18 protein-coding genes and 3 tRNA genes are annotated in these 26158 nt (G+C 53.7%); 15 read left to right on the top strand and 6 right to left on the bottom strand.

All coding sequences use genetic code 11. From position 1 onward, the window contains the following. Window positions 1-37: 37 nt before the first annotated feature. Window positions 38-751 carry a TerC family protein gene (locus OGY83_RS20350; protein ID WP_003033961.1) on the bottom strand — a complete coding sequence of 238 codons (714 nt, stop codon included), beginning with the start codon at window positions 749-751 and terminating at the stop codon, window positions 38-40. A gap of 75 nt (window positions 752-826) precedes the next feature. Then, window positions 827-1522: a DNA mismatch repair endonuclease MutH gene (mutH, locus tag OGY83_RS20355; protein ID WP_079938605.1), complete on the bottom strand. Its 696-nt coding sequence runs from the start codon at window positions 1520-1522 to the stop codon at window positions 827-829. Window positions 1523-2206: 684 nt separating this feature from the next. Here mutH and rppH point away from each other — a divergent pair. The 12 genes from rppH (at window position 2207) to recD (ending at window position 20596) form a co-directional block, all read left to right on the top strand. After that, entirely contained in the window at window positions 2207-2737 is a 531-nt protein-coding gene (gene rppH / locus OGY83_RS20360) for an RNA pyrophosphohydrolase (protein WP_003033982.1), read from the top strand. Between the two features lie 12 nt (window positions 2738-2749). Further along, window positions 2750-4996 (top strand): phosphoenolpyruvate--protein phosphotransferase, encoded by a 2247-nt coding sequence (gene ptsP, locus OGY83_RS20365; protein ID WP_003033984.1) that lies wholly within the window; start codon window positions 2750-2752, stop codon window positions 4994-4996. Between the two features lie 190 nt (window positions 4997-5186). Continuing rightward, window positions 5187-6062 (top strand): prolipoprotein diacylglyceryl transferase, encoded by an 876-nt coding sequence (gene lgt / locus OGY83_RS20370; protein WP_003825606.1) that lies wholly within the window; start codon window positions 5187-5189, stop codon window positions 6060-6062. Window positions 6063-6068: 6 nt separating this feature from the next. After that, complete coding sequence (gene thyA, locus OGY83_RS20375) at window positions 6069-6863, top strand: thymidylate synthase (protein ID WP_003033990.1); 795 nt, start codon at window positions 6069-6071, stop codon at window positions 6861-6863. A 183-nt stretch (window positions 6864-7046) separates the two neighbouring features. Further along, window positions 7047-7517, top strand: a complete 471-nt coding sequence (locus tag OGY83_RS20380) for a prepilin peptidase-dependent protein (protein WP_286636791.1) — start codon at window positions 7047-7049, stop codon at window positions 7515-7517. Continuing rightward, a complete protein-coding gene (locus OGY83_RS20385; protein WP_286636792.1) occupies window positions 7508-8071 on the top strand; it encodes a prepilin peptidase-dependent protein in 564 nt (187 codons plus the stop codon). Before OGY83_RS20380 ends, OGY83_RS20385 begins: the two co-directional genes overlap by 10 nt. After that, the gene (locus OGY83_RS20390) at window positions 8068-8475 is read left to right on the top strand and encodes a DUF2509 family protein (RefSeq protein ID WP_286636793.1); all 408 of its coding nucleotides are present in this window, start codon (window positions 8068-8070) and stop codon (window positions 8473-8475) included. Before OGY83_RS20385 ends, OGY83_RS20390 begins: the two co-directional genes overlap by 4 nt. Then, window positions 8460-8783, top strand: a complete 324-nt coding sequence (locus OGY83_RS20395; protein ID WP_123268009.1) for a prepilin-type N-terminal cleavage/methylation domain-containing protein — start codon at window positions 8460-8462, stop codon at window positions 8781-8783. The genes OGY83_RS20390 and OGY83_RS20395 overlap by 16 nt, the downstream gene beginning before the upstream one ends. A 12-nt stretch (window positions 8784-8795) precedes the next feature. After that, a complete protein-coding gene (gene recC, locus OGY83_RS20400) occupies window positions 8796-12164 on the top strand; it encodes an exodeoxyribonuclease V subunit gamma (protein ID WP_286636794.1) in 3369 nt (1122 codons plus the stop codon). Between the two features lie 179 nt (window positions 12165-12343). Next, window positions 12344-15232, top strand: a complete 2889-nt coding sequence (ptrA, locus tag OGY83_RS20405; RefSeq protein WP_286636795.1) for a pitrilysin — start codon at window positions 12344-12346, stop codon at window positions 15230-15232. After that, complete coding sequence (gene recB, locus OGY83_RS20410) at window positions 15225-18770, top strand: exodeoxyribonuclease V subunit beta (RefSeq protein WP_286636796.1); 3546 nt, start codon at window positions 15225-15227, stop codon at window positions 18768-18770. The genes ptrA and recB overlap by 8 nt, the downstream gene beginning before the upstream one ends. Continuing rightward, on the top strand, window positions 18767-20596 hold the full coding sequence (gene recD, locus OGY83_RS20415; protein ID WP_286636797.1) for an exodeoxyribonuclease V subunit alpha: 1830 nt from the start codon (window positions 18767-18769) through the stop codon (window positions 20594-20596). Before recB ends, recD begins: the two co-directional genes overlap by 4 nt. Before the next feature lie 97 nt (window positions 20597-20693). Here the strand turns inward: recD and argA are convergent, their stop codons facing one another. Further along, entirely contained in the window at window positions 20694-22025 is a 1332-nt protein-coding gene (argA, locus tag OGY83_RS20420) for an amino-acid N-acetyltransferase (protein ID WP_003034012.1), read from the bottom strand. A gap of 234 nt (window positions 22026-22259) precedes the next feature. Here argA and amiC point away from each other — a divergent pair, with 234 nt between their 5' ends. Next, on the top strand, window positions 22260-23513 hold the full coding sequence (amiC, locus tag OGY83_RS20425; protein ID WP_048215635.1) for an N-acetylmuramoyl-L-alanine amidase AmiC: 1254 nt from the start codon (window positions 22260-22262) through the stop codon (window positions 23511-23513). 74 nt (window positions 23514-23587) lie between these two features. On the opposite strand, the gene OGY83_RS20430 is transcribed toward amiC, so the two are convergent. From OGY83_RS20430 to OGY83_RS20440, 3 genes are all read right to left on the bottom strand, one after another. Continuing rightward, window positions 23588-23664: transfer RNA gene (locus OGY83_RS20430), tRNA-Met, on the bottom strand. A 45-nt stretch (window positions 23665-23709) separates the two neighbouring features. After that, window positions 23710-23786 (bottom strand) — tRNA-Met (locus tag OGY83_RS20435). 48 nt (window positions 23787-23834) lie between these two features. Then, window positions 23835-23911: transfer RNA gene (locus tag OGY83_RS20440), tRNA-Met, on the bottom strand. Between the two features lie 205 nt (window positions 23912-24116). Here OGY83_RS20440 and mltA point away from each other — a divergent pair. Together mltA and tcdA are read left to right on the top strand one after the other, a co-directional pair. After that, window positions 24117-25214, top strand: a complete 1098-nt coding sequence (gene mltA, locus OGY83_RS20445; protein WP_003034021.1) for a murein transglycosylase A — start codon at window positions 24117-24119, stop codon at window positions 25212-25214. Window positions 25215-25322: 108 nt separating this feature from the next. Beyond that, a complete protein-coding gene (tcdA, locus tag OGY83_RS20450) occupies window positions 25323-26129 on the top strand; it encodes a tRNA cyclic N6-threonylcarbamoyladenosine(37) synthase TcdA (protein ID WP_079938595.1) in 807 nt (268 codons plus the stop codon). Window positions 26130-26158: the final 29 nt, after the last annotated feature.

The following is a 26158-nucleotide window of genomic DNA, read 5'->3' on the forward strand; positions in this document are numbered from 1 at the left end:
TGGCATTCGCTCCCCTTGCGGGGAGCGATGGATTTCATCAGAGCGGATTTTTTTTATTACGCCACAGGTTCAGGGTCTCTACCGCGATAGAGAAGAACATAGCGAAATAGATATATCCTTTCGGAACGTGGACGTCGAAACTTTCCAGAATCAGCGTAAAACCGACCAGAATCAGAAACGAGAGCGCCAGCATTTTTACCGAAGGGTGGCGATCGACAAACTCACCAATTGGGCGAGCAGCGAACATCATCACGCCTACGGCAATCACTACTGCCGCCATCATGATAAACAGATGATCGGACAAACCAACCGCAGTAATCACGGAATCCAGGCTGAAGATAATGTCTAACAACATGATCTGCACAATCGCGCCCAGGAAAGAAGAAACACGGGTTTTTAACCCCTCTTCCTCACCTTCAATGGATTCGTGGATCTCTTTACTGGCTTTCCAGATCAGGAACAATCCCCCCAGCAGAAGGATCAGGTCGCGTGCTGATATCGCCTCGCCAAACAGCTCGAATAGCGGGTTTGTCAGCCGCGTTACCCAGGCGATAGAAGCCAGCAGTGCCAGACGCATGATCATCGCCGCCGCCAGCCCAATACGTCGGGCATGATTGCGTTGCGCTGTCGGGAGTTTGGCTACAACCAGAGAAAGGAAAATAATATTGTCGATCCCAAGAACGATCTCCAGCAGCGTCAGCGTACCGAGCGCAAGCCAGGCGTTAGGATCGGTTATCCATGCAAATAACATCGAACAAAGTCCTGCCAAAAAAAAGAAGCGGTAATTATAGGCCCGTAACGCGGCGGGTGAAAGGCCGGACGGTGCCTATTGCGCCAGGAACAAGAAATGTCGCTCAAGCAATGCGCGGGTGAAGTTCTTTTTCAGGTAAAAGCCACGTGGCAGGGTCAGGATGGGCTCGCCGTTGGCGCCAATGGCCTCGGTAAGCGCGCGGGCGTTGGCGGCTTTAGGACGCAGTTGCAGTACTTCCCCATGGCGAGCGGTGATGCGTTCGACGTGGCCTAACACAATCATGTCCATTAACTCTTCCCAGTCCAGACGCAATTGCCGGTCTTCTTCTTCATTCGGACTCCACAGTAAGGGAGAGCCGACGCGGCGCTCAGCCAGCGGGATGCTGCGTTCACCTTCTACCGGGATCCACAGAACACGTTTGAGTTTGTGCCGTACATGGCTGGTTTCCCAGGTGACGCCAGTATTACCGGTTAACGGTGCCACGCACACAAAGGTGGTTTCCAGCGGTCTGCCAAGACTGTCCACAGGGATCGTTTTCAGCTCCACGCCCAGCGCCGCAAAATCCTGCTCTGGTTTACTGCCCGCGCTGGCACCGAGCCAGATTTCCAGTAGTACGCCAATCCAGCCTTTATCGCGCTTAAGATCCTTCGGCGTAACGATTCCCGCCATTGCCGCTAATTCTCCTAACGCGTAGCCCGAAAGCTGCCGTGCCTGGCTCAGCAACTGGGCTTCAGATTCAGGGGGAGAAAGCAACGGACGGAGTTCTGGCATCGGGTTAACCCTTAGGTGAAAAAATGAGCAATGATTTTATACCGTGTGGACAGAGTTTATCTTTTTCCACATGCTTTATTCAATTATATGATTTATATTGGTTTTTAGATTCACGTTCGCAGAGTTGCGCAACAGCGAAGCGGGTTTTCCAATTCTGGTCACTGACAATGAACAGGATCTTACACCATGTTATCCACAGAAAGATGGGATAACTGTGAAAAACCCCCACTACTGTTTCAATTTACAGCCTTGACGTGCGACGAAAATCGAATTTTCACACAAATTGTGCCTAACTTATTGGCATAATCTGTGGATAAAACCAACGCTGGTCGATCTTTCATCAGCGTGAAGATCGTATGCGTGATGCACATCACATTTCAGTGTGTTTATCTGCGTGGATCGGTTTTAACTTTATGAATGTATAAGACTATTTTTGATATGTGACGAATGTCTTATTCGGACTGTTCTGGGTTTTCCCATAGTAATTCCGTACTTCTTCACAACTATATCCACAGAAAAGGTGAATAAAATCGCCTTGCTTGCCCTTCTTCTGTTTATAACTCGGCCTTTAACTGTGAGTTATTCAATTGTTATTAGAATATCGCACCCTTAACAGAGTGGTTTACCGCCCCTCAGGAGTGTGAAACAATCGTTTGTATATAAGGTTTATGTTGAGGTAGTCCGGTGATTGATGACGATGGCTACCGCCCGAATGTAGGGATAGTAATTTGTAACCGCCAGGGGCAGGTCATGTGGGCCCGGCGATTTGGTCAGCACTCCTGGCAATTCCCACAAGGTGGGATCAACGCAGGAGAGACGGCAGAGCAGGCGATGTACCGGGAACTCTTTGAAGAAGTGGGTCTCAGTCGTAAAGATGTGCGGATCCTTGCTTCTACTCGTAACTGGTTGCGTTACAAGTTACCGAAACGTTTGGTGCGTTGGGACACGAAGCCGGTTTGTATCGGCCAGAAACAAAAATGGTTTCTTCTGCAATTGGTCAGCAGCGATGCTGAAATCAATATGCAAACCAGCAGTACACCTGAGTTCGACGGCTGGCGCTGGGTGAGTTACTGGTATCCGGTTCGACAGGTGGTGTCATTTAAACGCGATGTCTATCGCAGGGTGATGAAAGAATTCGCAAGTGTTGTCATGGCGCTTCAGGAGAGCACTCCTAAGCCGCAAAGCACACCTGCGTACAGACGTAAAAGAGGTTAAGCTACGCAAATTATGCTCACCCGCCTGCGCGAAATAGTCGAAAAGGTGGCCAGTGCTCCGCGTCTGAATGAAGCGCTGAATATACTGGTTACCGACATCTGTCTTGCGATGGATACTGAGGTCTGTTCGGTTTATCTGGCCGATCACGATCGACGTTGTTATTACCTCATGGCGACCCGGGGACTGAAAAAACCGCGTGGTCGCACTGTCGCACTCGCGTTTGATGAAGGTATCGTTGGCCTGGTTGGCAGGCTGGCGGAACCTATCAACCTCGCCGATGCGCAAAAACATCCCAGCTTTAAATACATTCCTTCGGTAAAAGAAGAGCGTTTTCGTGCATTCTTAGGCGTACCGATCATTCAGCGTCGCCAGCTTTTAGGCGTGCTGGTGGTGCAGCAACGTGAATTGCGTCAGTACGATGAAAGTGAAGAGTCTTTTCTTGTCACGCTCGCCACGCAAATGGCGGCCATACTTTCGCAGTCGCAGCTAAACGCGCTGTTCGGTCAATACCGTCAAACGCGCATCCGCGCGCTACCAGCCGCTCCCGGTGTGGCAATAGCCGAAGGCTGGCAGGATGCGACGCTGCCGTTGATGGAACAGGTCTACCAGGCTTCAACGCTGGATCCTGTGCTTGAACGCGAGCGATTGACCGGTGCGCTGGAGGAGGCGGCGAACGAATTCCGCCGCTACAGCAAGCGTTTTACCGCAGGGGCGCAGAAAGAAACGGCGGCGATCTTTGATCTTTACTCGCACTTGCTTTCCGATACCCGTCTGCGCCGCGAGCTGTTTGCGGAAGTGGATAACGGTTCGGTGGCCGAGTGGGCGGTTAAAACGATCATCGAAAAGTTTGCCGAACAGTTCGCCGCGCTGAGCGATAACTACCTCAAAGAGCGGGCCGGAGATTTACGTGCGCTCGGCCAGCGTCTGCTGTTCCACCTTGACGACTCTATCCAGGGGCCGAATGCCTGGCCGGAACGCTTCGTGCTGGTGGCGGATGAACTTTCGGCGACCACGCTGGCGGAGCTTCCTCAGGACCGGTTAGTCGGCGTGGTTGTCCGGGACGGCGCAGCCAACTCTCATGCGGCAATTATGGTTCGTGCGCTGGGTATCCCTACCGTTATGGGGGCCGATATCCAGCCGTCGGTGCTGCATCGCCGTACGCTGGTGGTGGACGGTTATCGTGGTGAACTGCTGGTCGATCCGGAACCGGTATTGATCCAGGAATACCAGCGTCTTATCAGTGAAGAAATTGAGCTGAGCCGTCTGGCGGAAGACGACGTCAACCAACCAGCACAGTTGAAAAGCGGCGAGCGCGTGAAGGTGATGCTCAATGCGGGTCTCAGCCCGGAACATGAAGAAAAACTGGGTAGCAGGATCGACGGTATTGGCCTGTATCGCACTGAAATCCCGTTTATGCTGCAAAGCGGTTTTCCTTCGGAAGAAGAACAGGTTGCACAGTATCAGGGTATGCTGCAAATGTTTAACGACAAGCCGGTGACTCTGCGTACTCTGGATGTCGGCGCCGACAAACAGCTGCCCTACATGCCGATCAGTGAAGAGAATCCGTGCCTTGGCTGGCGAGGGATCCGCATAACGCTCGATCAGCCGGAGATCTTTTTGATCCAGGTCCGCGCTATGCTGCGTGCGAATGCGGCAACCGGCAACCTCAGCATTTTGCTGCCGATGGTAACCAGCATCGATGAAGTGGACGAAGCGCGACGTTTGATTGAACGCGCCGGACGCGAAGTGGAAGAGATGATCGGTTACGAGATCCCGAAACCGCGCATAGGCATCATGCTGGAAGTTCCGTCGATGGTGTTCATGCTGCCGCATCTGACAAACCGGATAGACTTTATCTCGGTCGGAACCAACGACCTTACCCAGTACATACTGGCCGTCGATCGTAACAACACACGGGTAGCCAGCATTTATGACAGTCTGCATCCGGGGATGTTACGTGCGCTGGCGATGATTGCGCAGGAAGCCGAAAGAAGCGGTATCGATTTGCGCTTATGCGGTGAAATGGCGGGCGACCCGATGTGCGTAGCCATTCTGATCGGCCTCGGTTTCCGCCATTTGTCGATGAACGGTCGTTCCGTGGCACGCGTTAAATATCTGCTGCGTCATATCGATTTTGATGAGGCGCAAACGCTGGCGCAGCGCAGCCTGGAAGCGCAGATGGCGGCAGAAGTACGCCATCAGGTAGCGGCCTTTATGGAGCGCCGCGGCATGGGTGGTTTGATTCGCGGGGGATTGTAGGCCTGATAAGCGTAGCGCCATCAGGCATTACGGGGGATAGAGATTACCTATACAGATCTTTTACATCTTCCCGGCATCCGCTTCTAACCCCTTGTGCTATCATTCGCACCTTTGGAGCGCCTGCATTATGCAGGCGCGCTTATCAATTGCTGTCTGACTTCAGCGAAATAACAAGAACTTGTGGTGACAGATGACCAGTAGCTATCTGCATTTTCCGGATTTCGATCCGGTCATTTTCTCAATCGGACCCGTCGCGCTTCACTGGTACGGCTTGATGTATTTGGTGGGGTTTATTTTCGCGATGTGGCTGGCGACGCGCCGCGCGAATCGTCCGGGTAGTGGCTGGACCAAAAATGAAGTAGAAAACTTACTGTATGCGGGCTTCCTCGGGGTTTTCCTCGGAGGGCGTATTGGTTACGTACTGTTCTATAACTTCCCGTTATTCCTCGATAATCCCTTGTATCTGTTCCGCGTCTGGGACGGCGGGATGTCGTTCCACGGTGGACTTATCGGTGTGATCCTGGTGATGATTATCTTCGCCAAACGCACCAAGCGTTCGTTCTTCCAGGTTTCTGATTTCATTGCCCCGCTGATTCCGTTTGGCCTGGGTGCAGGACGTCTGGGCAACTTTATCAACGGTGAGCTGTGGGGACGCGTTGACCCGAACTTCAAGTACGCCATGCTGTTCCCAGGCTCCCGTACCGAAGATATTTTACTGCTGCAAACTAACCCGCAATGGCAGTCTATTTTTGATACCTACGGCTCGCTGCCACGCCACGCCTCACAGCTTTATGAGATGGCGCTGGAAGGCGTTGTGCTGTTTATCATTCTGAACCTGTACATTCGCAAACCGCGCCCGATGGGTTCGGTATCCGGTCTGTTCCTTATTGGCTATGGCGCGTTTCGTATTATCGTTGAATTCTTCCGCCAGCCGGATGCGCAGTTTACCGGCACCTGGGTACAGTACATCAGCATGGGGCAGATCCTCTCTATCCCGATGATTGTCGCAGGCATTATTATGATGGTTTGGGCGTACCGCCGCAGCCCACAGCAACACGTTTCCTGAGGAACCATGAAACAGTATTTAGAACTGATGCAAAAAGTGCTGGATGAAGGCACACAGAAAAACGACCGTACCGGAACCGGAACGCTTTCCATTTTTGGTCATCAGATGCGTTTTAATCTGCAGGAAGGGTTCCCGCTGGTTACGACTAAACGCTGTCATTTACGCTCGATCATTCATGAGCTGCTGTGGTTCTTGCAGGGCGATACTAACGTTGCCTACCTGCATGAAAACAACGTCTCAATCTGGGACGAATGGGCGGATGAAAACGGTAATTTAGGCCCGGTTTATGGCAAACAATGGCGCGCGTGGCCTACGCCAGATGGTCGCCATATCGACCAGATCACCACCGTGCTAAACCAGCTTAAAAATGACCCTGACTCTCGCCGCATCATCGTTTCTGCATGGAACGTCGGTGAGCTGGATAAAATGGCGCTGGCGCCGTGCCATGCGTTCTTCCAGTTCTACGTGGCGGATGGCAAGCTCTCCTGCCAGCTGTATCAGCGTTCGTGCGATGTGTTCCTCGGCCTGCCGTTTAATATTGCCAGCTACGCTTTGCTGGTACACATGATGGCGCAGCAGTGCGATCTGGAAGTGGGTGATTTTGTCTGGACCGGCGGTGACACGCACCTGTACAGCAATCATATGGATCAAACGCATCTGCAGCTTAGCCGTGAACCTCGCGCGTTGCCGAAACTGGTTATCAAACGTAAGCCTGAATCAATCTTTGACTATCGCTTCGAAGACTTCGAAATTGAAGGCTACGATCCGCACCCGGGTATTAAAGCGCCGGTCGCTATCTAACCTGTTTCATGCTGTCACAACCGACGCCCATGTGCGTCGGTTTTTTTTGTCTCAAATCGCGTTCTTCGGCGTGGATTCCTGAATTATTGCAACAGCCTGTAACGCACTAAATATTCCCCGTAGCTCGCCGTAGAAACCGAATTTCCCGCTCGTTATTCATTTTCCTCACGCCATACTGGCGACATGAAAAAACAACAAGGTTACACGCTTCTCGAAACCCTGATTGCGATGCTGATCGTCGCGGCGCTTGGCGCATCGGGGTTGTACGGTTGGCAGCGCTGGCAGCAACAACAGCGGCTGTGGCAGACCGCCTGCCAGGTGCGGGACTACCTGCTGCAACTGCGTGAAGATGCTAACTGGCGTAACCGCGATCACGTGATAAGCGTGATTCGGGATGGCGCATCATGGTGCTTTGTCAGCTCTGCAGCTTCGCAAACCTCGTGTCGACCCGTTTCGTCTTTGGTTTTTACACCGCCCTGGGACGGCGTTGAAATGGCTGAGATAACACCTTCACTGGCTTTTTTTGGACTGCGCAATACGGCATGGGCCGGACATATACGCCTGAAAAATACGGCAGGGGAATGGCGTGTGGTGGTGTCTGGCTGGGGGCGAATCAGGCTTTGCGAGCGCGACGAGGCCCGATTATGTTTGTAAACGAACGGGGATTTTCACTGCTGGAGGTGCTCATTGCCATGGCGATTAGCAGTATTTTACTGCTTAGCTCAGCACGATTTTTACCGGCGCTACAGCGAAATATTCTGCATAACACGCGCCAGCTAGTACTGGAAGATGAGCTCTGGCAGCGGGTCTACACCGTGGCGAAGCATCTTCAGCGGGCAGGGTATTGCCGGGGAAACTGTGTCGGAGAGGGTCTGGTGATATCGGCGAAGGGCGACTGTGTCATTGCACGCTGGGATGCCAACAGCAACGGTGTTTGGGAGGCGAGCCCCGCGAAAGAGGCTGATGCTATCGGGTTTCGTTTACAGGACAAGGCGCTGGAGACTCTGCGGGGAGCAACAGGCTGCGATGGAAAAGGGTGGGAGAAAATGACCGATCCGGCCACGATGCAGATTGAGGTATTCCAGATTGAACGGCTGAATTTCAGCGGATATTCCCCAATTTTTACGCTGCGTTTGCGTGGAGTGAGCAATGACGAACCACAAAAAGTTGTTGAAGCGGTCTACAGCGTTACGGGATTCAACCTGTGAACCGTGAGCGAGGCGTATCTTCTCTGGCAATGGTCCTGTTGCTGCTGGTGCTCGGTAGTCTGCTGCTGCAAGGCGTTAGCAGACAGGAGGCTAGTTTTGCTGCGCGAGTGGTCACACAAAGTCAGGCGCTGCAGCGTCAGGCGGTAGTGCAATCCGTAATGGAATGGGGGCGTATGCAGCCCTGGCGCTTACAACCCGCCGTACAGTGTCGGCGCGATCCCACGCAGGATGCCGCGGTTTGCCTGCGCCTGCTTACCAATAATGTCGTGCTGCTTATTGCCCACTATGAAGGGGTATCGTTATGGCGTCAGGGGACGGTTAGTGATGGCAACATAGAATTCTCGGCGCATGGCTGGATCGATTTTTGTCCGCTAAAGGAGCAGACGTTATGCCAGATCCCCTGAACAGACAACGTGGCTTTAGTCTGCCGGAAGTGATGCTGGCAATGGTACTGATGGTAATGATTGTGACCGCGTTGTCAGGATACCAGCGGGTGCTAATGAACAGCTTTATAATCAGAAACCAGTATCAGCAACTCTGGCGTTATGCCTGGCAGCAAACCCAGCTGTACCCGTTTTCATCACCTGTGAACTGGCAGGTTAACCGAATGCAGACAACGAGAGCGGGATGTGTCAGCATCAACGTTATAATTTCTTCACCCCTCGGCAGGCAGGGTCAGATGACGCGTCTGCATTGCCCGAATCGTCAGTAGTCAGGAGTCGCTATGTTAAGGGTCTACCACTCCAACCGTCTGGATGTGCTGGAAGCGTTAATGGAATTTATCGTTGAGCGCGAGCGGCTGGACGACCCCTTTGAGCCTGAGATGATCCTGGTTCAAAGTACCGGTATGGCGCAGTGGCTACAAATGACTCTTGCACAGAAGTTTAGTATTGCCGCCAATATCGATTTTCCGCTGCCCGCGAGTTTTATCTGGGATATGTTTGTGCGCGTGCTGCCGGATATCCCGAAAGAGAGTGCGTTCAGCAAACAGAGCATGAGCTGGAAGTTGATGACGCTGTTGCCGCAATTGCTGGATGGTGATGACTTCACATTGCTGCGCCACTATCTGACGGACGACACCGATAAACGTAAGCTTTTTCAGCTTTCCTCGCGCGCGGCTGACCTTTTTGACCAGTATTTAGTCTACCGCCCTGACTGGTTGACCCAGTGGGAAGCGGGGCGGCTGGTTGAGGGACTCGGCGATTCTCAGGCCTGGCAGGCACCGTTGTGGAAAGCTCTGGTGGAATACACCGCGGAATTGGGCCAGCCGCGCTGGCATCGTGCCAATTTATATCAACGATTTATTCAGACGTTGGAAAACGCGTCCGAGTGTCCGCAGGGACTGCCTTCTCGCGTCTTTATTTGTGGGATTTCGGCGCTGCCGCCGGTTTATTTGCAGGCATTGCAGGCGCTGGGTAAGCACATTGATATTCATCTGCTGTTTACCAACCCTTGTCGCTACTACTGGGGGGATATTAAAGATCCTGCCTGGCTGGCGAAGCTGATGGCGCGTCAGCGTCGGCACAGTTTTGAAGAACGCCACCTGCCGCTGTTTCGTGATAACCAGAAAGCCGAAGGATTATTTAACAGCGATGGCGAACAGGATGTGGGCAACCCGATGCTGGCCTCGTGGGGCAAGCTGGGGCGTGATTACATTTATCTGCTTTCGGAGCTGGAAAATAGTCAGGAACTGGATGCGTTTGTCGATATTACGCCTGACAACCTTTTGCATAATATTCAATCAGATATTCTGGAGCTTGAAAGTCATGCCGTGGCGGGCGTTACGCTGGAAGAATATTCCCGTAGCGACAATAAACGCCGGCTTGAGCTGAACGACACCAGCGTGACTTTCCATGTCTGCCATAGCCCACAGCGCGAGGTGGAAATTCTCCATGACCGCCTGTTGGCCATGCTGGAAGCGGACCCAACGCTGACACCGCGCGATATTATCGTGATGGTGGCGGACATCGACAGCTACAGCCCATTTATTCAGTCGGTCTTTGGCAGTGCGCCAGCCGAGCGTTACTTACCTTATGCGATTTCCGACCGTCGTGCGCGCCAGTCTCATCCCGTCTTACAGGCTTTTATTAGTCTGCTGTCTCTACCGGATAGCCGTTTTGTCTCCGAGGATGTCCTGGCTTTACTGGATGTCCCCGTGCTGGCGGCGCGTTTCAACATTGATGAAGAAGGGCTGCGCTATCTTCGCTTATGGGTCAATGAATCCGGGATTCGTTGGGGAATTGACGACGATAACGTGCGTGAACTGGAACTTCCGCCAACAGGTCAGCATACCTGGCAATTTGGTTTAACGCGTATGCTGCTCGGCTACGCGATGGAAAGCGCGCAGGGCGAGTGGCAATCGGTGTTGCCTTACGATGAGTCCAGCGGTTTGATTGCCGAGCTGGTAGGGCATTTGGCCTCGTTGCTGATGCAGCTTAATCTCTGGCGTAGAGGGTTAGCGCAGGAACGTCCGTTGGAAGAGTGGCTACCCGTTTGTCGGGAAATGCTTAATGATTTCTTCCTGCCGGATGCGGACACCGAAGCGGCGATGACGCTGATCGAACAGCAGTGGCAGGCTATTATCACTGAAGGTTTAGGGGCCGAGTACGGCGATGCAATACCGCTCTCTCTGTTACGTGATGAGCTGGCCCAGCGCCTTGACCAGGAACGTATCAGCCAGCGCTTCCTGGCGGGTCCCGTTAACATTTGTACGCTGATGCCGATGCGCTCCATTCCGTTCAAAGTGGTGTGCCTGCTGGGTATGAACGATGGGGTTTATCCACGTCAGCTTGCGCCGCTAGGCTTTGATTTAATGAGCCAAAAACCGATGCGGGGCGATCGCAGTCGTCGCGATGATGACCGCTATCTGTTCCTCGAAGCATTAATTTCGGCACAGCAGACGCTCTACATCAGCTACATTGGCCGATCTATTCAGGATAACAGTGAGCGCTTCCCGTCGGTGCTGGTACAAGAACTGATGGACTACATTGGGCAAAGCCACTACCTGCCGGGCGATGAATCATTGACCTGCGATCAAAGCGAGGCAAGGGTAAAAGCGCACATAACCCGTTTGCATACCCGTATGCCCTTTGATGCACAAAACTATTTGCCGGGTGAACAGCAAAGCTATGCCCGGGAATGGCTGCCTGCGGCGAGTCTGTCAGGAAAAGCGCACACGGATTTTGTGCAGCCTCTTCCTTTTGAAATGCCAGAAACGCTAACGCTGGAAACGCTGCAGCGATTTTGGGCACATCCGGTACGCGCCTTTTTCCAGATGCGTTTGAGGGTCAACTTCCGCTCTGAAGAGAGCGAGATCTCGGATACGGAACCTTTCACTCTTGAAGGGTTAACCCGCTACCAGCTTAATCAGCAATTGCTTAATACGCTGGTTGAAGAGAACGATGCTGAACGACTGTTCCGCCGTTTTCGTGCGGCGGGCGCGCTACCCTATGGGCCGTTTGGCGAAATTCTGTGGGATACGCAGCGTCAGGAGATGCAGTCGCTGGCTGAACGCATTATCGCCTGTCGTCAGCCCTGTCAGAGTATGGAAATCGATCTTAACTGTAACGGCGTGCAAATCACCGGTTGGCTGCCGCAGGTGCAAGAAGATGGTTTGTTGCGCTGGCGCCCATCTTTGATAAGCATTGCGCAGGGGGTGCAACTTTGGCTGGAACATCTTGTCTATTGTGCCAGCGGCGGTATGGGAGAGAGCCGGTTGTTCCTGCGTAAAGACGGGGAATGGCGTTTTCCGCCGCAGGATGCAGAACAGGCGTTGCTGTACCTGTCGCAACTCATTGAGGGGTATCGGGAAGGCATGTCGTCACCGTTGCTGGTATTGCCCGAAAGCGGCGGTGCATGGATAAAAACCTGTTATGACGCCGCAAATGATGCCATGTTAGATGACGATACAACGTTGCAAAAAGCGCGCAGTAAGTTTCTGCAAGCCTATGAAGGCAACATGATGGTACGTGGCGAAGGTGATGATATCTGGTATCAGCGTCTTTGGCGTCAACTGGATGCCGATACGCTTGAGGCTATTGTTTTACAGTCTCAGCGCTACCTGTTACCGATTTTTCGCTTTAATCAGTCATGATGATTGTATAAAAATTGCGCAATTCGATGGCTTCCACTATGATGCGCATTCTGTCACGGACTGATTCTTACAAAGAGAAGATGCTGGCTCGTTCAGCACATAGTCTTGCCCTGTTCAGATCATGTATTTATGCGTGGTTTGTAGTGAGCAGGTGAATACGTTAATGATGAGGTTTGTGAATGCCCCGCAGCACCTGGTTCAGCGCATTACTGTTGTTCGTCGCCCTTTGGGTTCCCGTAAGTCAGGCAGATACCGGTTGGCAGCCTTTAGCTGAAACCATCCGTAAAAGTGATAAAGACACCCGTCAGTATCAGGCCGTGCGCCTTGATAACGGCATGGTTGTGCTGCTGGTATCCGATCCTCAGGCCGTGAAATCCCTTTCTGCACTGGTAGTCCCTGTGGGCTCGCTGGAAGATCCGGACGATCATCAGGGGCTGGCGCACTATCTGGAACACATGTGTCTGATGGGGTCGAAAAAATACCCACAGCCGGACAGCCTGGCTGAATTCCTGAAAATGCACGGCGGTAGCCACAATGCCAGCACTGCGCCTTATCGTACGGCCTTCTATCTTGAAGTCGAAAACGACGCGCTGGTGGGGGCGGTGGATCGCCTGGCGGATGCTATTGCCGATCCATTACTGGATAAAAAATATGCCGACCGCGAGCGTAACGCGGTTAACTCCGAGCTGACGCTGGCGCGTACCCGAGACGGGATGCGTATGGCACAGGTGAGCGCTGAGACTATCAACCCGGCGCACCCTGGCTCGCGTTTTTCTGGCGGGAATCTTGAGACATTAAGCGACAAACCGGGCAACCCGGTGCTGCAGGCATTACAAAAATTTCATGAAAAGTACTACTCTGCGAACCTGATGAAGGCGGTGATTTATAGCAATAAACCGCTGCCTGAGCTGGCGCGGATAGCGGCTGACACCTTTGGGCGCGTACCGAACAGGAATATCGCAAAGCCTGAGATTACCGTACCGGTCGTTACTGACGCACAAAAGGGCATCATCATCCACTATGTTCCGGCAATGCCGCGTAAAGTATTGCGTGTCGAGTTTCGTATCGATAACAACAGCGCGCAGTTCCGCAGTAAAACCGATGAACTAGTGACCTACCTGATTGGCAATCGTAGCCCGGGAACGTTGTCTGACTGGCTGCAAAAGCAGGGTCTGGTTGAAGGTATTCGTGCGGACTCCGATCCGGTGGTCAACGGGAACAGCGGCGTGTTAGCCATTTCCGCGACGTTAACCGACAAGGGGCTGGCGAACCGCGATGAAGTTGTCGCGGCAATCTTTAGCTACCTCAATTTGTTACGCGAGAAAGGCGTCGATAAACGCTATTTTGATGAGCTGGCACACGTACTGGATCTCGATTTCCGTTATCCCTCCATCACCCGTGATATGGACTACGTGGAATGGCTGGCTGATACCATGATCCGCGTTCCTGTCGAACATACGCTGGACGCAGTGAATATTGCTGACCAGTACGATGCGAAAGCCGTTGAGCAACGTCTGGCAATGATGACGCCTCAGAATGCGCGTATCTGGTATATCAGCGCGAAAGAGCCGCATAATAAAACCGCTTATTTTGTCGATGCGCCTTACCAGGTGGATAAAATCAGCGACAAAACCTTTGCCGACTGGCAGCAAAAAGCGCAGGGCATTGCGCTGTCGTTACCGGAATTGAACCCCTACATTCCGGATGACTTCACGCTGATTAAAACGGATAAAAAATACGCTCACCCGGAACTGATTGTTGATGAGCCGGATTTACGCGTGGTGTATGCCCCGAGCCAGTATTTTGCCAGTGAGCCGAAGGCTGACGTCAGCGTGATCCTGCGTAACCCGAAAGCCATGGACAGCGCCCGTAACCAGGTCTTATTCGCTCTTAACGATTACCTGGCGGGGATTGCGCTCGATCAGTTAAGCAACCAGGCGTCGGTAGGTGGAATTGGTTTCTCTACCAACGCTAACAATGGCTTGATGCTTAACGCCAACGGTTACACCCAACGTCTGCCGCAGCTTTTTCAGGCGCTGCTGAGCGGCTATTTCAGCTACACCTCAACGGATGAACAACTGGAACAGGCGAAATCCTGGTATGCCCAGATGATGGATTCCGCAGAGAAGGGGAAGGCCTACGATCAGGCGATTATGCCGGTGCAGATGCTTTCTCAGGTGCCGTACTTCTCACGTGATGAGCGTCGTCAGCTGCTGCCTTCCATCACCCTGAAAGAGGTGATGACCTACCGCGACGCCTTAAAAACCGGTGCGCGACCTGAATTCCTGGTCATTGGCAATATGAGCGAAGCTCAGACGACGAGCATGGCGCGGGATATCCAAAAACAGCTTGGTGCGAACGGGTCACAATGGTGTCGCAACAAAGATGTGGTTGTGGACAAGAAGCAGTCCGTCATCTTTGAAAAAGCAGGCAGCAGTACGGATTCAGCGCTGGCGGCGGTATTTGTGCCAACCGGATACGATGAATACGCCAGTTCAGCCTACAGCGCTATGTTAGGTCAGATTGTTCAGCCGTGGTTCTACAATCAGCTGCGTACTGAAGAACAGTTAGGCTACGCCGTATTTGCTTTCCCGATGAGCGTTGGCCGTCAGTGGGGAATGGGGTTCCTGCTGCAAAGCAGTGATAAGCAGCCGTCTTACCTCTGGGAGCGTTATAAAGCGTTCTTCCCGACGGCGGAAGCGAAGCTGCGGGCGATGAAACCTGAAGAGTTCGCGCAAATTCAGCAGGCGATTATTGCGCAAATGCTGCAGGCACCGCAAACGCTGGGGGCAGAAGCCTCACAGTTAAGCAAAGATTTTGATCGCGGCAATATGCGCTTCGATTCACGTGATAAAATAGTGGCTCAGATTAAACTGCTGACGCCGCAAAAACTTGCCGACTTCTTCCATCAGGCGGTGGTTGAGCCGCAAGGCATGGCGATATTGTCACAGGTTTCCGGCAGTCAGAATGGGAAAGCAGAATATGTGCACCCGGAAGGCTGGAAAGTGTGGCAGACCGTCAGCGCGTTGCAGCAAACCTTACCCCTGATGAGTGATAAGAATGAATGATGCCGCTGAGTCCCTTGATCCACTGCGCTTGCCCCTGACGGGCGAGCGTCTGATTGAAGCCTCTGCGGGCACCGGTAAAACCTTTACCATCGCCGCCCTGTATTTACGTTTACTGCTTGGACTGGGCGGCTCTGCCGCCTTTCCTCGTCCTCTGACCGTCGAAGAACTGCTGGTGGTCACCTTCACCGAGGCGGCTACCGAAGAGTTGCGCGGTCGAATTCGTAGCAATATTCATGAACTGCGAATTGCCTGCCTGCGTGAAACTACCGACAACCCGCTATATGCCCGTTTGTTAGATGAAATTGCCGATAAAAAACAGGCCGCTCAGTGGCTGCTTTTGGCTGAAAGACAGATGGATGAAGCGGCGGTGTTTACCATCCACGGCTTTTGTCAGCGTATGCTCAGTCTCAACGCCTTTGAGTCAGGCATGCTGTTCGAACAGCAACTGATAGAAGATGAATCGCTGCTGCGCTATCAGGCCTGCGCTGATTTCTGGCGTCGGCACTGCTACCCGCTGCCCCGCGACATTGCGCAGGTGGTTTTTGAAACGTGGAAAGGACCGCAGGCGCTGCTGAGAGATATCGATCGCTATCTGCAGGGGGAAGCGCCGGTTATTAAGGCCCCACCGTCTGATGACGAAACGCTGGCCTCCCGGCATGAACAAATTCTCGCACGCATTAACCAGATCAAGCAGCAATGGCGTGATTCTGTTGATGAGCTGGATGGCCTGATGGAAGCCTCCGGAATTGATCGGCGCAAATTTAATCGCGGTAATCAGGGGAAGTGGATCGAAAAGATCAGCGCATGGGCGCAGGAAGAAACCCAAAGTTACCAGCTTCCTGACGCGCTGGAGAAATTCTCACAGCGTTTTCTGGAAGATCGCACCAAAGCGGGCGGCATAACCCCTCAGCACCCGCTGTTTGTTGCTATTGATGAACTGCTTAGCGAACCGTTAACCCTGCGCGATCTGGTGATCACCCGGGCGCTGGCGGAGATCCGTGCGGCGGTTGCCGAGGAAAAACGTCGCCGCGGCGAGCTGGGTTTTGACGATATGCTCAGCCGTCTGGATTCCGCATTGCGCAGTGAAAGCGGCGATGCGCTGGCGACGGCTATTCGTACCCGTTTTCCGGTCGCCATGATCGATGAATTCCAGGATACCGATCCGCAGCAGTACCGTATTTTTCGTCGGATCTGGCAGCATCAGCCGGATACCGCACTGCTGCTGATTGGCGATCCGAAACAGGCGATTTACGCGTTTCGCGGCGCGGATATCTTCACCTATATGAAGGCGCGCAGCGAAGTCAGCGCACACTATACGCTCGATACCAACTGGCGTTCGGCCCCCGGCATGGTCAATAGCGTGAATACGCTTTTCAGCCAGATGGACGACGCCTTTATGTTCCGCGAGATTCCCTTCAGTCCAGTGAAATCCGCAGAAAAAAACCAGCCGTTACGGTTTGTTTTGCACGGTGAAACGCAGCCAGCTATGAGTATGTGGCTGATGGAAGGAGAAAGTTGCGGCGTAGGCGATTATCAGAGCTACATGGCGCAGGTGTGCGCCACGCAAATTCGCGACTGGCTTAAGGCCGGGCATTCTGGCGCTGCGCAACTGGTCAGTGGTAAAACGTCCAGTCCGGTACGCGCGTCGGACATTAGCGTATTGGTTCGTAGCCGCCAGGAGGCGGCGCTGGTCCGTGATGCACTGACGCAACTGGCCATTCCCTCTGTCTACCTCTCCAACCGTGACAGCGTATTTGAAACGCTGGAAGCACAGGAGTTGCTGTGGGTGCTGCAGGCGGTGATGACGCCGGAGCGTGAGAACACGCTGCGTAGCGCGCTGGCGACCTCAATGATGGGGTTGAATGCGCAGGATCTTGAAGCGTTAAATAACGATGAAAATGCCTGGGATGCGGTGGTCGAAGAGTTCGACGGTTATCGTCAGATCTGGCATAAACGCGGCGTGATGCCGATGCTGCGCGCGCTGATGACAGCTCGCCAGATTGCGGAGAACCTGCTGGCGACGGCGGGAGGCGAACGTCGACTGACCGACATTTTACATATCAGCGAACTGTTGCAGGAAGCGGGCTCGCAGCTGGAAAGCGAGCATGCGCTGGTGCGCTGGTTGTCCCAGCATATTCTTGAACCCGACAGCAACGCGTCAAGCCAGCAGCTCAGGCTGGAAAGCGACAAGCATCTGGTCAAAATCGTCACCATCCATAAATCGAAAGGGCTGGAGTACCCGCTGGTCTGGCTGCCGTTTATCACCAATTTCCGCGTCCAGGATCAGGCTTTCTATCACGATCGCAGCTCTTTTGAAGCGGTGCTGGATCTCAGCGATGCCGAGGAGAGCGTTGAGCTTGCCGAAGCAGAGCGTCTGGCGGAAGACCTGCGTTTGCTGTATGTCGCGCTAACCCGTTCGGTATGGCACTGCAGCCTTGGCGTTGCGCCGTTGGTACGACGTCGGGGCGATAAAAAAGGGGATACCGATGTGCATCAGAGCGCCCTTGGTCGCCTGTTGCAAAAAGGTGAGCCGATGGATGCCGTGGGTCTGCGTAGTGCGATTGAAGCGCTTTGCAGCAACGATATTGCTTGCCAGACTCCCGCGCAGCCTGACGGTGAACCCTGGCAGGTTGCGCAGGCTGTTAGCAGCGAACTGAGTGCGAAAATACTGCAGCGTAAGCCCGGCGATAGCTGGCGCGTGACCAGTTATTCCGGTCTGCAACAGCGTGGACAGGGTATCGCGCAGGATCTGATCCCTCGACTGGATATCGATGCCGCAGGCGTCGGTGAGGTTATTGAAGAATCAGGACTTACACCGCATCAGTTCCCGCGTGGCGCTTCGCCGGGTACGTTCTTGCATAGCCTGTTTGAAGATCTCGACTTTACTAAATCGGTGGATCCGCGCTGGGTCGAGGAGCAACTGGCGTTGGGTGGTTATGACGCGCACTGGACGCCGGTTTTGACCGAATGGCTGGACGCCATTTTGCAAGCGCCTCTCAACGAGACGGGCGTGAGTTTGAGCCAGCTTTCCGCGCGTGAAAAACAGGTGGAGATGGAGTTTTATCTGCCGATTTCGCAGCCGTTGATGGCCAACCAACTTGATGCGTTAATTCGCCAATACGATCCGCTCTCGGCGGGGTGCCCTGCGTTGGACTTTATGCAGGTGCGCGGCATGCTGAAAGGCTTTATTGACCTGGTATTCCGCCACCAGGGACGTTATTACCTGCTCGATTACAAATCGAACTGGCTGGGTGAAGACAGCTCAGCCTATACGCAGCAGGCGATGGCCTCTGCCATGCAGGCGCATCGCTATGACCTTCAATACCAACTTTATACCCTGGCGCTGCATCGCTACTTACGCCATCGCATTGCTGATTATGATTATGAACGCCATTTTGGCGGCGTTATCTATCTCTTCCTGCGCGGCGTTGACAGTGAAAATCCGCAGCAGGGAATTTACGCGACCCGACCTGACGGAGAGTTGATTGCGTTGATGGACGAGATGTTTGCCGGTGCGGTGCAGGAGACGATGTTATGACAATCCAGAAACGATTTCTGGAGGCTGTTGAGCAAAAACAACTCCGGCCTCTGGATGCCCAGTTCGCGCTGGCGGTTGCCGGAAGTGACAACCCAGCCGTTGCGCTGGCTGCGGCGTTGCTCAGCCGCGAAGCGGGAGAAGGGCACGTCTGCTTACCGCTTTCACGGTTATCCCTGAGTGAAGACGCGCATCCTCTGTTAAGCGCCTGGCTTGCTGAAGCGGGCGAGCCTGAAGACTGGGCGGAATGTCTGTTGGCTTCCAGTGCGGTAAGTCGTGGCGAGCAACCTACGCCGCTGGTGCTGTACGGCGATCGCCTGTATCTGAACCGGATGTGGCATAACGAACGTACGGTAGCTCGCTTTTTTAGTGAAGTGAACCACGCCATTGAAGTGGATGAACAACGGCTGACCCACACGCTGGCATCGCTGTTCCCATCCTCTGAAGGGGTTAACTGGCAAAAAGTGGCCGCTGCTGTCGCGCTGACCCGCCGGATATCGGTGATCTCCGGCGGACCGGGGACGGGAAAAACGACAACGGTCGCAAGGCTGCTGGCGGCGTTGATTCAAATGGCAGACGGTGAGCGCTGCCGTATTCGTCTGGCTGCGCCAACGGGAAAAGCGGCAGCGCGCCTGACCGCCTCATTGGGAGCGGCGCTACGAGAGCTACCGCTAACCGACGAGCAAAAAAAACGCATCCCCGATGACGCCAGTACGCTGCATCGATTATTAGGCGCTCAGCCTGGCAGTCAGCGTCTGCGTCACCACGCGGGAAACCCGCTGCATCTGGATGTGCTGGTGGTGGATGAAGCCTCGATGATCGATTTGCCTATGATGTCGCGCCTTATTGATGCGCTGCCGCCGCACGGACGGGTGATTTTTCTGGGCGATCGCGACCAGCTCGCTTCCGTCGAAGCGGGGGCGGTGCTGGGGGATATCTGTGCTTTCGTCGGTGACGGGTTTACCCCGGAACGCGCCCGCCAGCTCAGTCGCCTGACCGGAAGCGCTATTCCTGCCGGTTCGGGAAATCAGGCGGCTGCGTTGCGCGACAGTCTGTGCCTGCTGCAAAAGAGCTACCGTTTCGGCAGCGATTCCGGAATAGGTCAGTTGGCCGCTGCGATTAATTGCGGCGATAAATCTGCGATAAAAACGATTTTCCAGCAGGGATTTAGCGACATCGAAAAACGCACGCTACACAGCAGCGAGGATTACGCCGCGATGCTGGATGAGGCGCTGGCGGGTTATGGGCATTACCTGGATTTGCTGCGTGAGGGCGCAGAGCCGGGAGCTGTCATTCAGGCCTTCAATGAGTATCAACTGCTATGCGCCCTGCGGGAAGGTCCGTTTGGCGTTAGTGGTTTGAATGAACGCATTGAGCAGGTGATGGCGCAAAAACGTAAAATACATCGTTCGACGCATAGCCGCTGGTATGAGGGAAGGCCGGTGATGATCGCGCGCAATGACAGTTCGCTGGGATTATTTAACGGTGATATCGGCATTGCCCTCGACCGTGGACAGGGCCTGAGGGTGTGGTTTGCGCTGCCGGATGGTTCTATCAAATCAGTGCAGCCCAGCCGCTTGCCTGAACATGAAACCACCTGGGCGATGACGGTGCACAAATCGCAGGGATCTGAGTTTGACCACGCGGCGTTGATTTTACCCAGCCAGCATTCACCCGTGGTTACCCGCGAGCTGATCTATACGGCCGTTACCCGCGCGCGTCGTCGTCTGTCGCTGTACGCCGATGAGCGGATATTGAGCCGCGCCATTGCCACCCGCACCGAACGTCGCAGCGGACTGTCAGCATTATTTAATGACGGCATGATATAGATGTAGGCCGGATAAGCGTCAGCGCCATCCGGCCTATAAAAGATGTGCCAGCGATGTAGGCCGGATAAGGCAGTTATGCCGCATCCGGCAACCACTCCTATGCCAAATCCGCCATCAGTACTTTTGACCGCCGTTGATAGTTATACATCTCTTTCTTGCTTTCCGGCAGCAGGTCGATATCCACCGGCGTGAAGCCGCGCTCCTGGAACCAGTGGATGCTGCGTGTGGTTAACACAAACAGCTTGCTCAACCCCATTTGCCGGGCCTGCGCGGCGATCCGTTCCAGCAACACTTCCCCGCGCGACGAGCTACGGTAGTCCGGATGCACTGCTACGCACGCCATTTCGCCAATTCTCTCTTCCGGGAAAGGATACAGAGCGGCACAGGCGATGGTCAGGTTATCACGCTGAATAATCGTGAATTTGTCGATCTCCATTTCCAACTGCTCGCGCGAGCGGCGGACCAGAATACCTTGCTGTTCCAGCGGGCGGATAAGCTCCAGAATCCCGCCGATATCGTTAATGGTAGCGCGACGGATCTGCTCGGCGCTTTCCATCACGATCTGCGTACCGATCCCGTCGCGGGAGAACAGTTCTTGCAGCAATGCACCATCTTCTTGATAGCTGATCAGATGGCAGCGACGTACGCCACTGCGACAGGCTTTCACTGCTCCGCGCAGGAAGCGCACCGTGCCGGAGCTGTAATCGCCTTTCTCTTCCTGCAACTCAACGCGAGCCTGAGCTTCGTTAGGAAACAGCTCGGAAATAATATCGCCGTCATCGTTGGTGACACCCTGAGACGAGCAGAAGCCGATCATTTTCTCTGCCTTCAGTTTGATAGCCAACTGCGTGGCGACCTCTTCTGACGTCAGATTAAAGCTCTCACCGGTGACGGAAACGGCGACCGGACCCATCAGCACAATCGCGCCGCTGTCTAACTGGCGGTGAATGGCATCTTCATCAATACGACGAATACGCCCGCTATGGCAGTAATCTACGCCGTCATCAACGCCCAGCGGCTGGGAGATAATAAAATTGCCACTGACCACATTGATGTGTGCACCCTGCAATGGCGTATTATTCAGGCTCATCGACAAGCGGGCGGTAATATCAAGCTGAAGTAATCCCGCAGCCTGTTTGACCAGCTCCAGCGTTTTAGCGTCGGTAACGCGCGTATTTTTGTGGTACACCGGCTCATGATGATGCGCCGCAAGATTGGCATCAATCTGCGGTCGTGCGCCATAGACCACGACGAGGCGGATGCCGAGGCTATGAAGAAGACCAATGTCGTTGACGATACTGGAAAAGTTTTCATGCTCGATGGCTTCGCCGCCCAGCATAATGACAAACGTTTTTCCCCGATGGGTATTGATATAGGGAACAGAATGGCGGAATCCCTGTACCAGTTCGGTTCTACGCTCCTTCACCACGGCACACCCTCATTGCATGATTATTCGTAATTTGTGTATTTTTATTCTGTTTTTGCGCTATGCGCAAGCGTAATTTTTACTCATGCCGAAGATTTTTCTCAGTAATGCCGTGAATATAAAAAGAATGTTTACCCTTTTATTGATGACAGATTATGCGTCATTCGCTAAAGTTTCCGGTCAATTCGGACGTTTTACGTATTACCTCTAAAAAGATTTCTTTTGCTCGGGAGAAGCATGTCGGGATCCAATTCAGCAATCAGTCGCCGCCGTTTATTGAAAGGTGCGGGTGCTATGTGGCTTTTGAGCGTCAGCCAGGTGGGTCTGGCGGCCGTGAGTCAGGTCGTTGCCGTACGTATCTGGCCTGCGTCCAGCTACACTCGCGTCACGGTAGAATCTAACCGTCTGCTGAAATACAAACAGTTTGCCCTGAGTAATCCTGAGCGTGTGGTTGTGGATATTGAAGACGTTAATTTGAACTCGGTGCTCAAGGGCATTGGGACGCAGATTCGTCCTGACGATCCGTATATTAAGTCTGCGCGCGTTGGCCAGTTTGATCCAAAGACCGTGCGAATGGTGTTCGAGCTGAAACAGAATGTGAAGCCGCAACTTTTCGCGCTGGCTCCGGTGGCAGGCTTTAAAGAACGTCTGGTGATGGATCTCTATCCCGCGAATGCCCAGGACGTTCAGGACCCGCTGCTGGCATTGCTGGAAGATTACAACAAGGGCGATCTGGATAAACAGGTGCCACCTGCACAAAGCGGCCCGCAGCCGGGTAAAGCGGGGCGCGATCGTCCCATTGTCATTATGCTGGATCCGGGCCACGGCGGAGAAGACTCCGGTGCGGTGGGGAAATACAAGACGCGTGAAAAAGATGTGGTACTGCAGATTGCCCGTCGCCTGCGAGCCCTCATAGAGAAGGAGGGCAACATGAAGGTCTTTATGACACGAAATGAAGATATCTTCATTCCGCTTAAAGTCCGCGTGGCGAAAGCGCAGAAGCAGCGTGCTGACCTATTTGTCTCTATTCACGCCGATGCCTTTACCAGTCGACAACCCAGCGGTTCGTCGGTGTTTGCGCTCTCGACCAAAGGCGCGACCAGTACCGCCGCGAAATATCTGGCGCAGACCCAGAACGCCTCGGATCTCATCGGTGGCGTCAGTAAGAGCGGTGACCGCTACGTCGACCACACCATGTTCGACATGGTGCAGTCGCTGACCATCGCCGACAGCCTGAAGTTTGGTAAAGCGGTATTGAGTAAGCTTGGTAAAATCAACAATCTGCATAAGAACCAGGTTGAACAGGCCGGGTTTGCGGTACTAAAAGCGCCGGATATCCCGTCCATTCTGGTCGAAACGGCATTTATCAGTAACGTTGAGGAAGAGCGTAAACTCAAAACGGCGACCTTCCAGCAGGAAGTTGCAGAGTCGATTCTGGCAGGGATTAAAGCCTACTTTGCCGATGGGGCAACGCTGGCGAGAAGGGGATAACAAAAAAGCGCTGAAAAGCGCTTTTTTTACGGACTGCAGATACAAAAAAACACCCATCAGGGTGTTCATAATGTTGGTTGCGGGGGCCGGATTTGAACCGACGACCTTCGGGTTATGAGCCCGACGAGCTACCAGGCTGCTCCACCCCGCGTCCGTCTTTTTGCTTCGTTGCAAAAATTTCACATCAGATTTTAATTGGTTGCGGGGGCCGGATTTGAACCGACGACCTTCGGGTTATGAGCCCGACGAGCTACCAGGCTGCTCCACCCCGCGTCCGTCATTACTCTTCCATCGAGTAACGTTACTGCTTCTGATTTTAATTGGTTGCGGGGGCCAGATTTGAACTGACGACCTTCGGGTTATGAGCCCGACGAGCTACCAGGCTGCTCCACCCCGCGTCCGTGGATGCGCACTATACTCTGCTCGCATTTTCATGCAACCCTTTTTTCACCTTGATCACGTTTTTAGGGTGAAAATGAACAAAAACAACGCATTCTGGATTATTTTTTGCTCAAAATTTGCGTTCGGGTATGTATACGCATTTCATTAGGTACGGGGGTTTGTTATCTTCGTCTCGCATTCAGGCAATATAAGACGAGAACAATGAAAGGACGTTGGGCAAAATATCTTCTGGCGGGAGCAGTAGTCGCGATGCTCGCCGCGTGTTCCTCAAAACCCACCGATCGTGGGCAGCAGTATAAAGACGGGAAATTTACCCAGCCTTTCTCACTGGTGAACCAGCCTGATGCGGTTGGCGCACCAATCAATGCCGGTGATTTCGCCGAGCAGGTTAATCAGATTCGCAGCGCTTCGCCACGTTTGTACGGTAACCAGAGCAACGTCTACAACGCTATCCAGCAATGGTTACGTGCGGGCGGTGATACGCGCAGCATGCGCCAGTTTGGTATTGATGCCTGGCAAATGGAAGGGGCGGACAACTACGGTAACGTCCAGTTTACCGGTTACTACACGCCGGTTATCCAGGCGCGCCATACGCGCCAGGGCGAGTTTCAGTATCCTATCTATCGCATGCCGCCAAAACGTGGGCGCTTACCATCTCGTGCCGAGATCTACGCGGGCGCGCTAAGCGACAATTATATTCTGGCATACAGCAACTCCCTGATGGATAACTTCATTATGGATGTTCAGGGCAGTGGTTACATCGATTTTGGCGATGGCAGCCCGCTCAACTTCTTTAGCTATTCCGGGAAAAACGGCCACGCCTATCGCAGTATCGGTAAAGTGCTTATCGACCGTGGCGAAGTGAAAAAAGAAGATATGTCGATGCAGGCTATCCGCCATTGGGGTGAAACGCACAGCGAAGCCGAAGTGCGTGAGCTGCTGGAGCAGAACCCATCGTTTGTCTTCTTTAAACCGCAATCTTTTGCTCCGGTAAAAGGGGCCAGCGCGGTGCCGCTGATTGGCCGCGCGTCAGTGGCTTCTGACCGCAGTATCATTCCTGCGGGCACAACGTTACTGGCGGAAGTCCCGTTACTGGACAATAACGGCAAGTTTACCGGCCAGTACGAACTGCGTCTGATGGTGGCGTTAGATGTGGGTGGGGCTATTAAAGGGCAACACTTCGATATCTATCAGGGCATTGGCGCTGACGCCGGACACCGTGCCGGGTGGTATAATCACTACGGTCGCGTATGGGTACTAAAAACAGCGCCGGGTGCGGGTAACGTGTTCAGCGGTTAATTGCCGGATGGCGCTTCGCTTATCAAGCCTACATTATTGAGTAGGCCTGATAAGGCGTAGCCGACATCAGGCAGTCAGACTGCTCGGTATTAATGAATTTGAGGTTCTATGTCTGTGGTTATTAGCGATGCCTGGCGCCAACGTTTTGGCGGTACGGCACGTCTGTATGGCGAAAATGCGTTGCAGTTGTTTGCCCAATCGCACGTTTGCGTGGTCGGGATTGGCGGAGTAGGGTCATGGGCGGCGGAAGCGCTGGCGCGAACCGGCATTGGCGCCATCACGCTTATCGATATGGATGATGTGTGCGTCACCAATACAAACCGCCAGATCCATGCGCTGCGTGATAACGTCGGCCAGGCAAAAGCTGAAGTGATGGCGGAGCGTATCCGACAGATTAACCCGGAGTGTCGGGTGAATGTGGTCGATGATTTTGTTACGCCAGATAACGTTGCTGAATATATGAATGCGGGATTTACGTATGTTATCGATGCGATTGATAGCGTGCGTCCAAAAGCGGCACTCATCGCGTATTGTCGGCGTAACAAAATTCCGCTGGTGACCACCGGTGGTGCGGGCGGACAGATCGATCCTACGCAAATTCAGGTCGTTGATTTGGCAAAAACCATCCAGGATCCGCTGGCGGCCAAGCTACGTGAGCGGCTGAAAAGCGATTTTGGCGTGGTGAAAAACAGCAAAGGCAAGCTGGGCGTGGACTGCGTGTTCTCGACCGAAGCGCTGGTTTACCCGCAGGCGGATGGCTCGGTATGTGCGATGAAAGCGACGGCGGAAGGGCCGAAGCGTATGGATTGCGCGTCCGGATTTGGTGCGGCCACTATGGTGACTGCCACCTTTGGCTTTGTTGCCGTCTCCCATGCGCTGAAGAAGATGATGGCGAAAGCGGCGCGTCAGGCCTGATTGTGTCGGATGGAGCTATGCTTATCCGA

Origin of the sequence: Citrobacter sp. Cpo090 (genome assembly GCF_030332665.1) — a bacterium.
Taxonomy (GTDB): Bacteria; Pseudomonadota; Gammaproteobacteria; order Enterobacterales; family Enterobacteriaceae; genus Citrobacter; species Citrobacter portucalensis.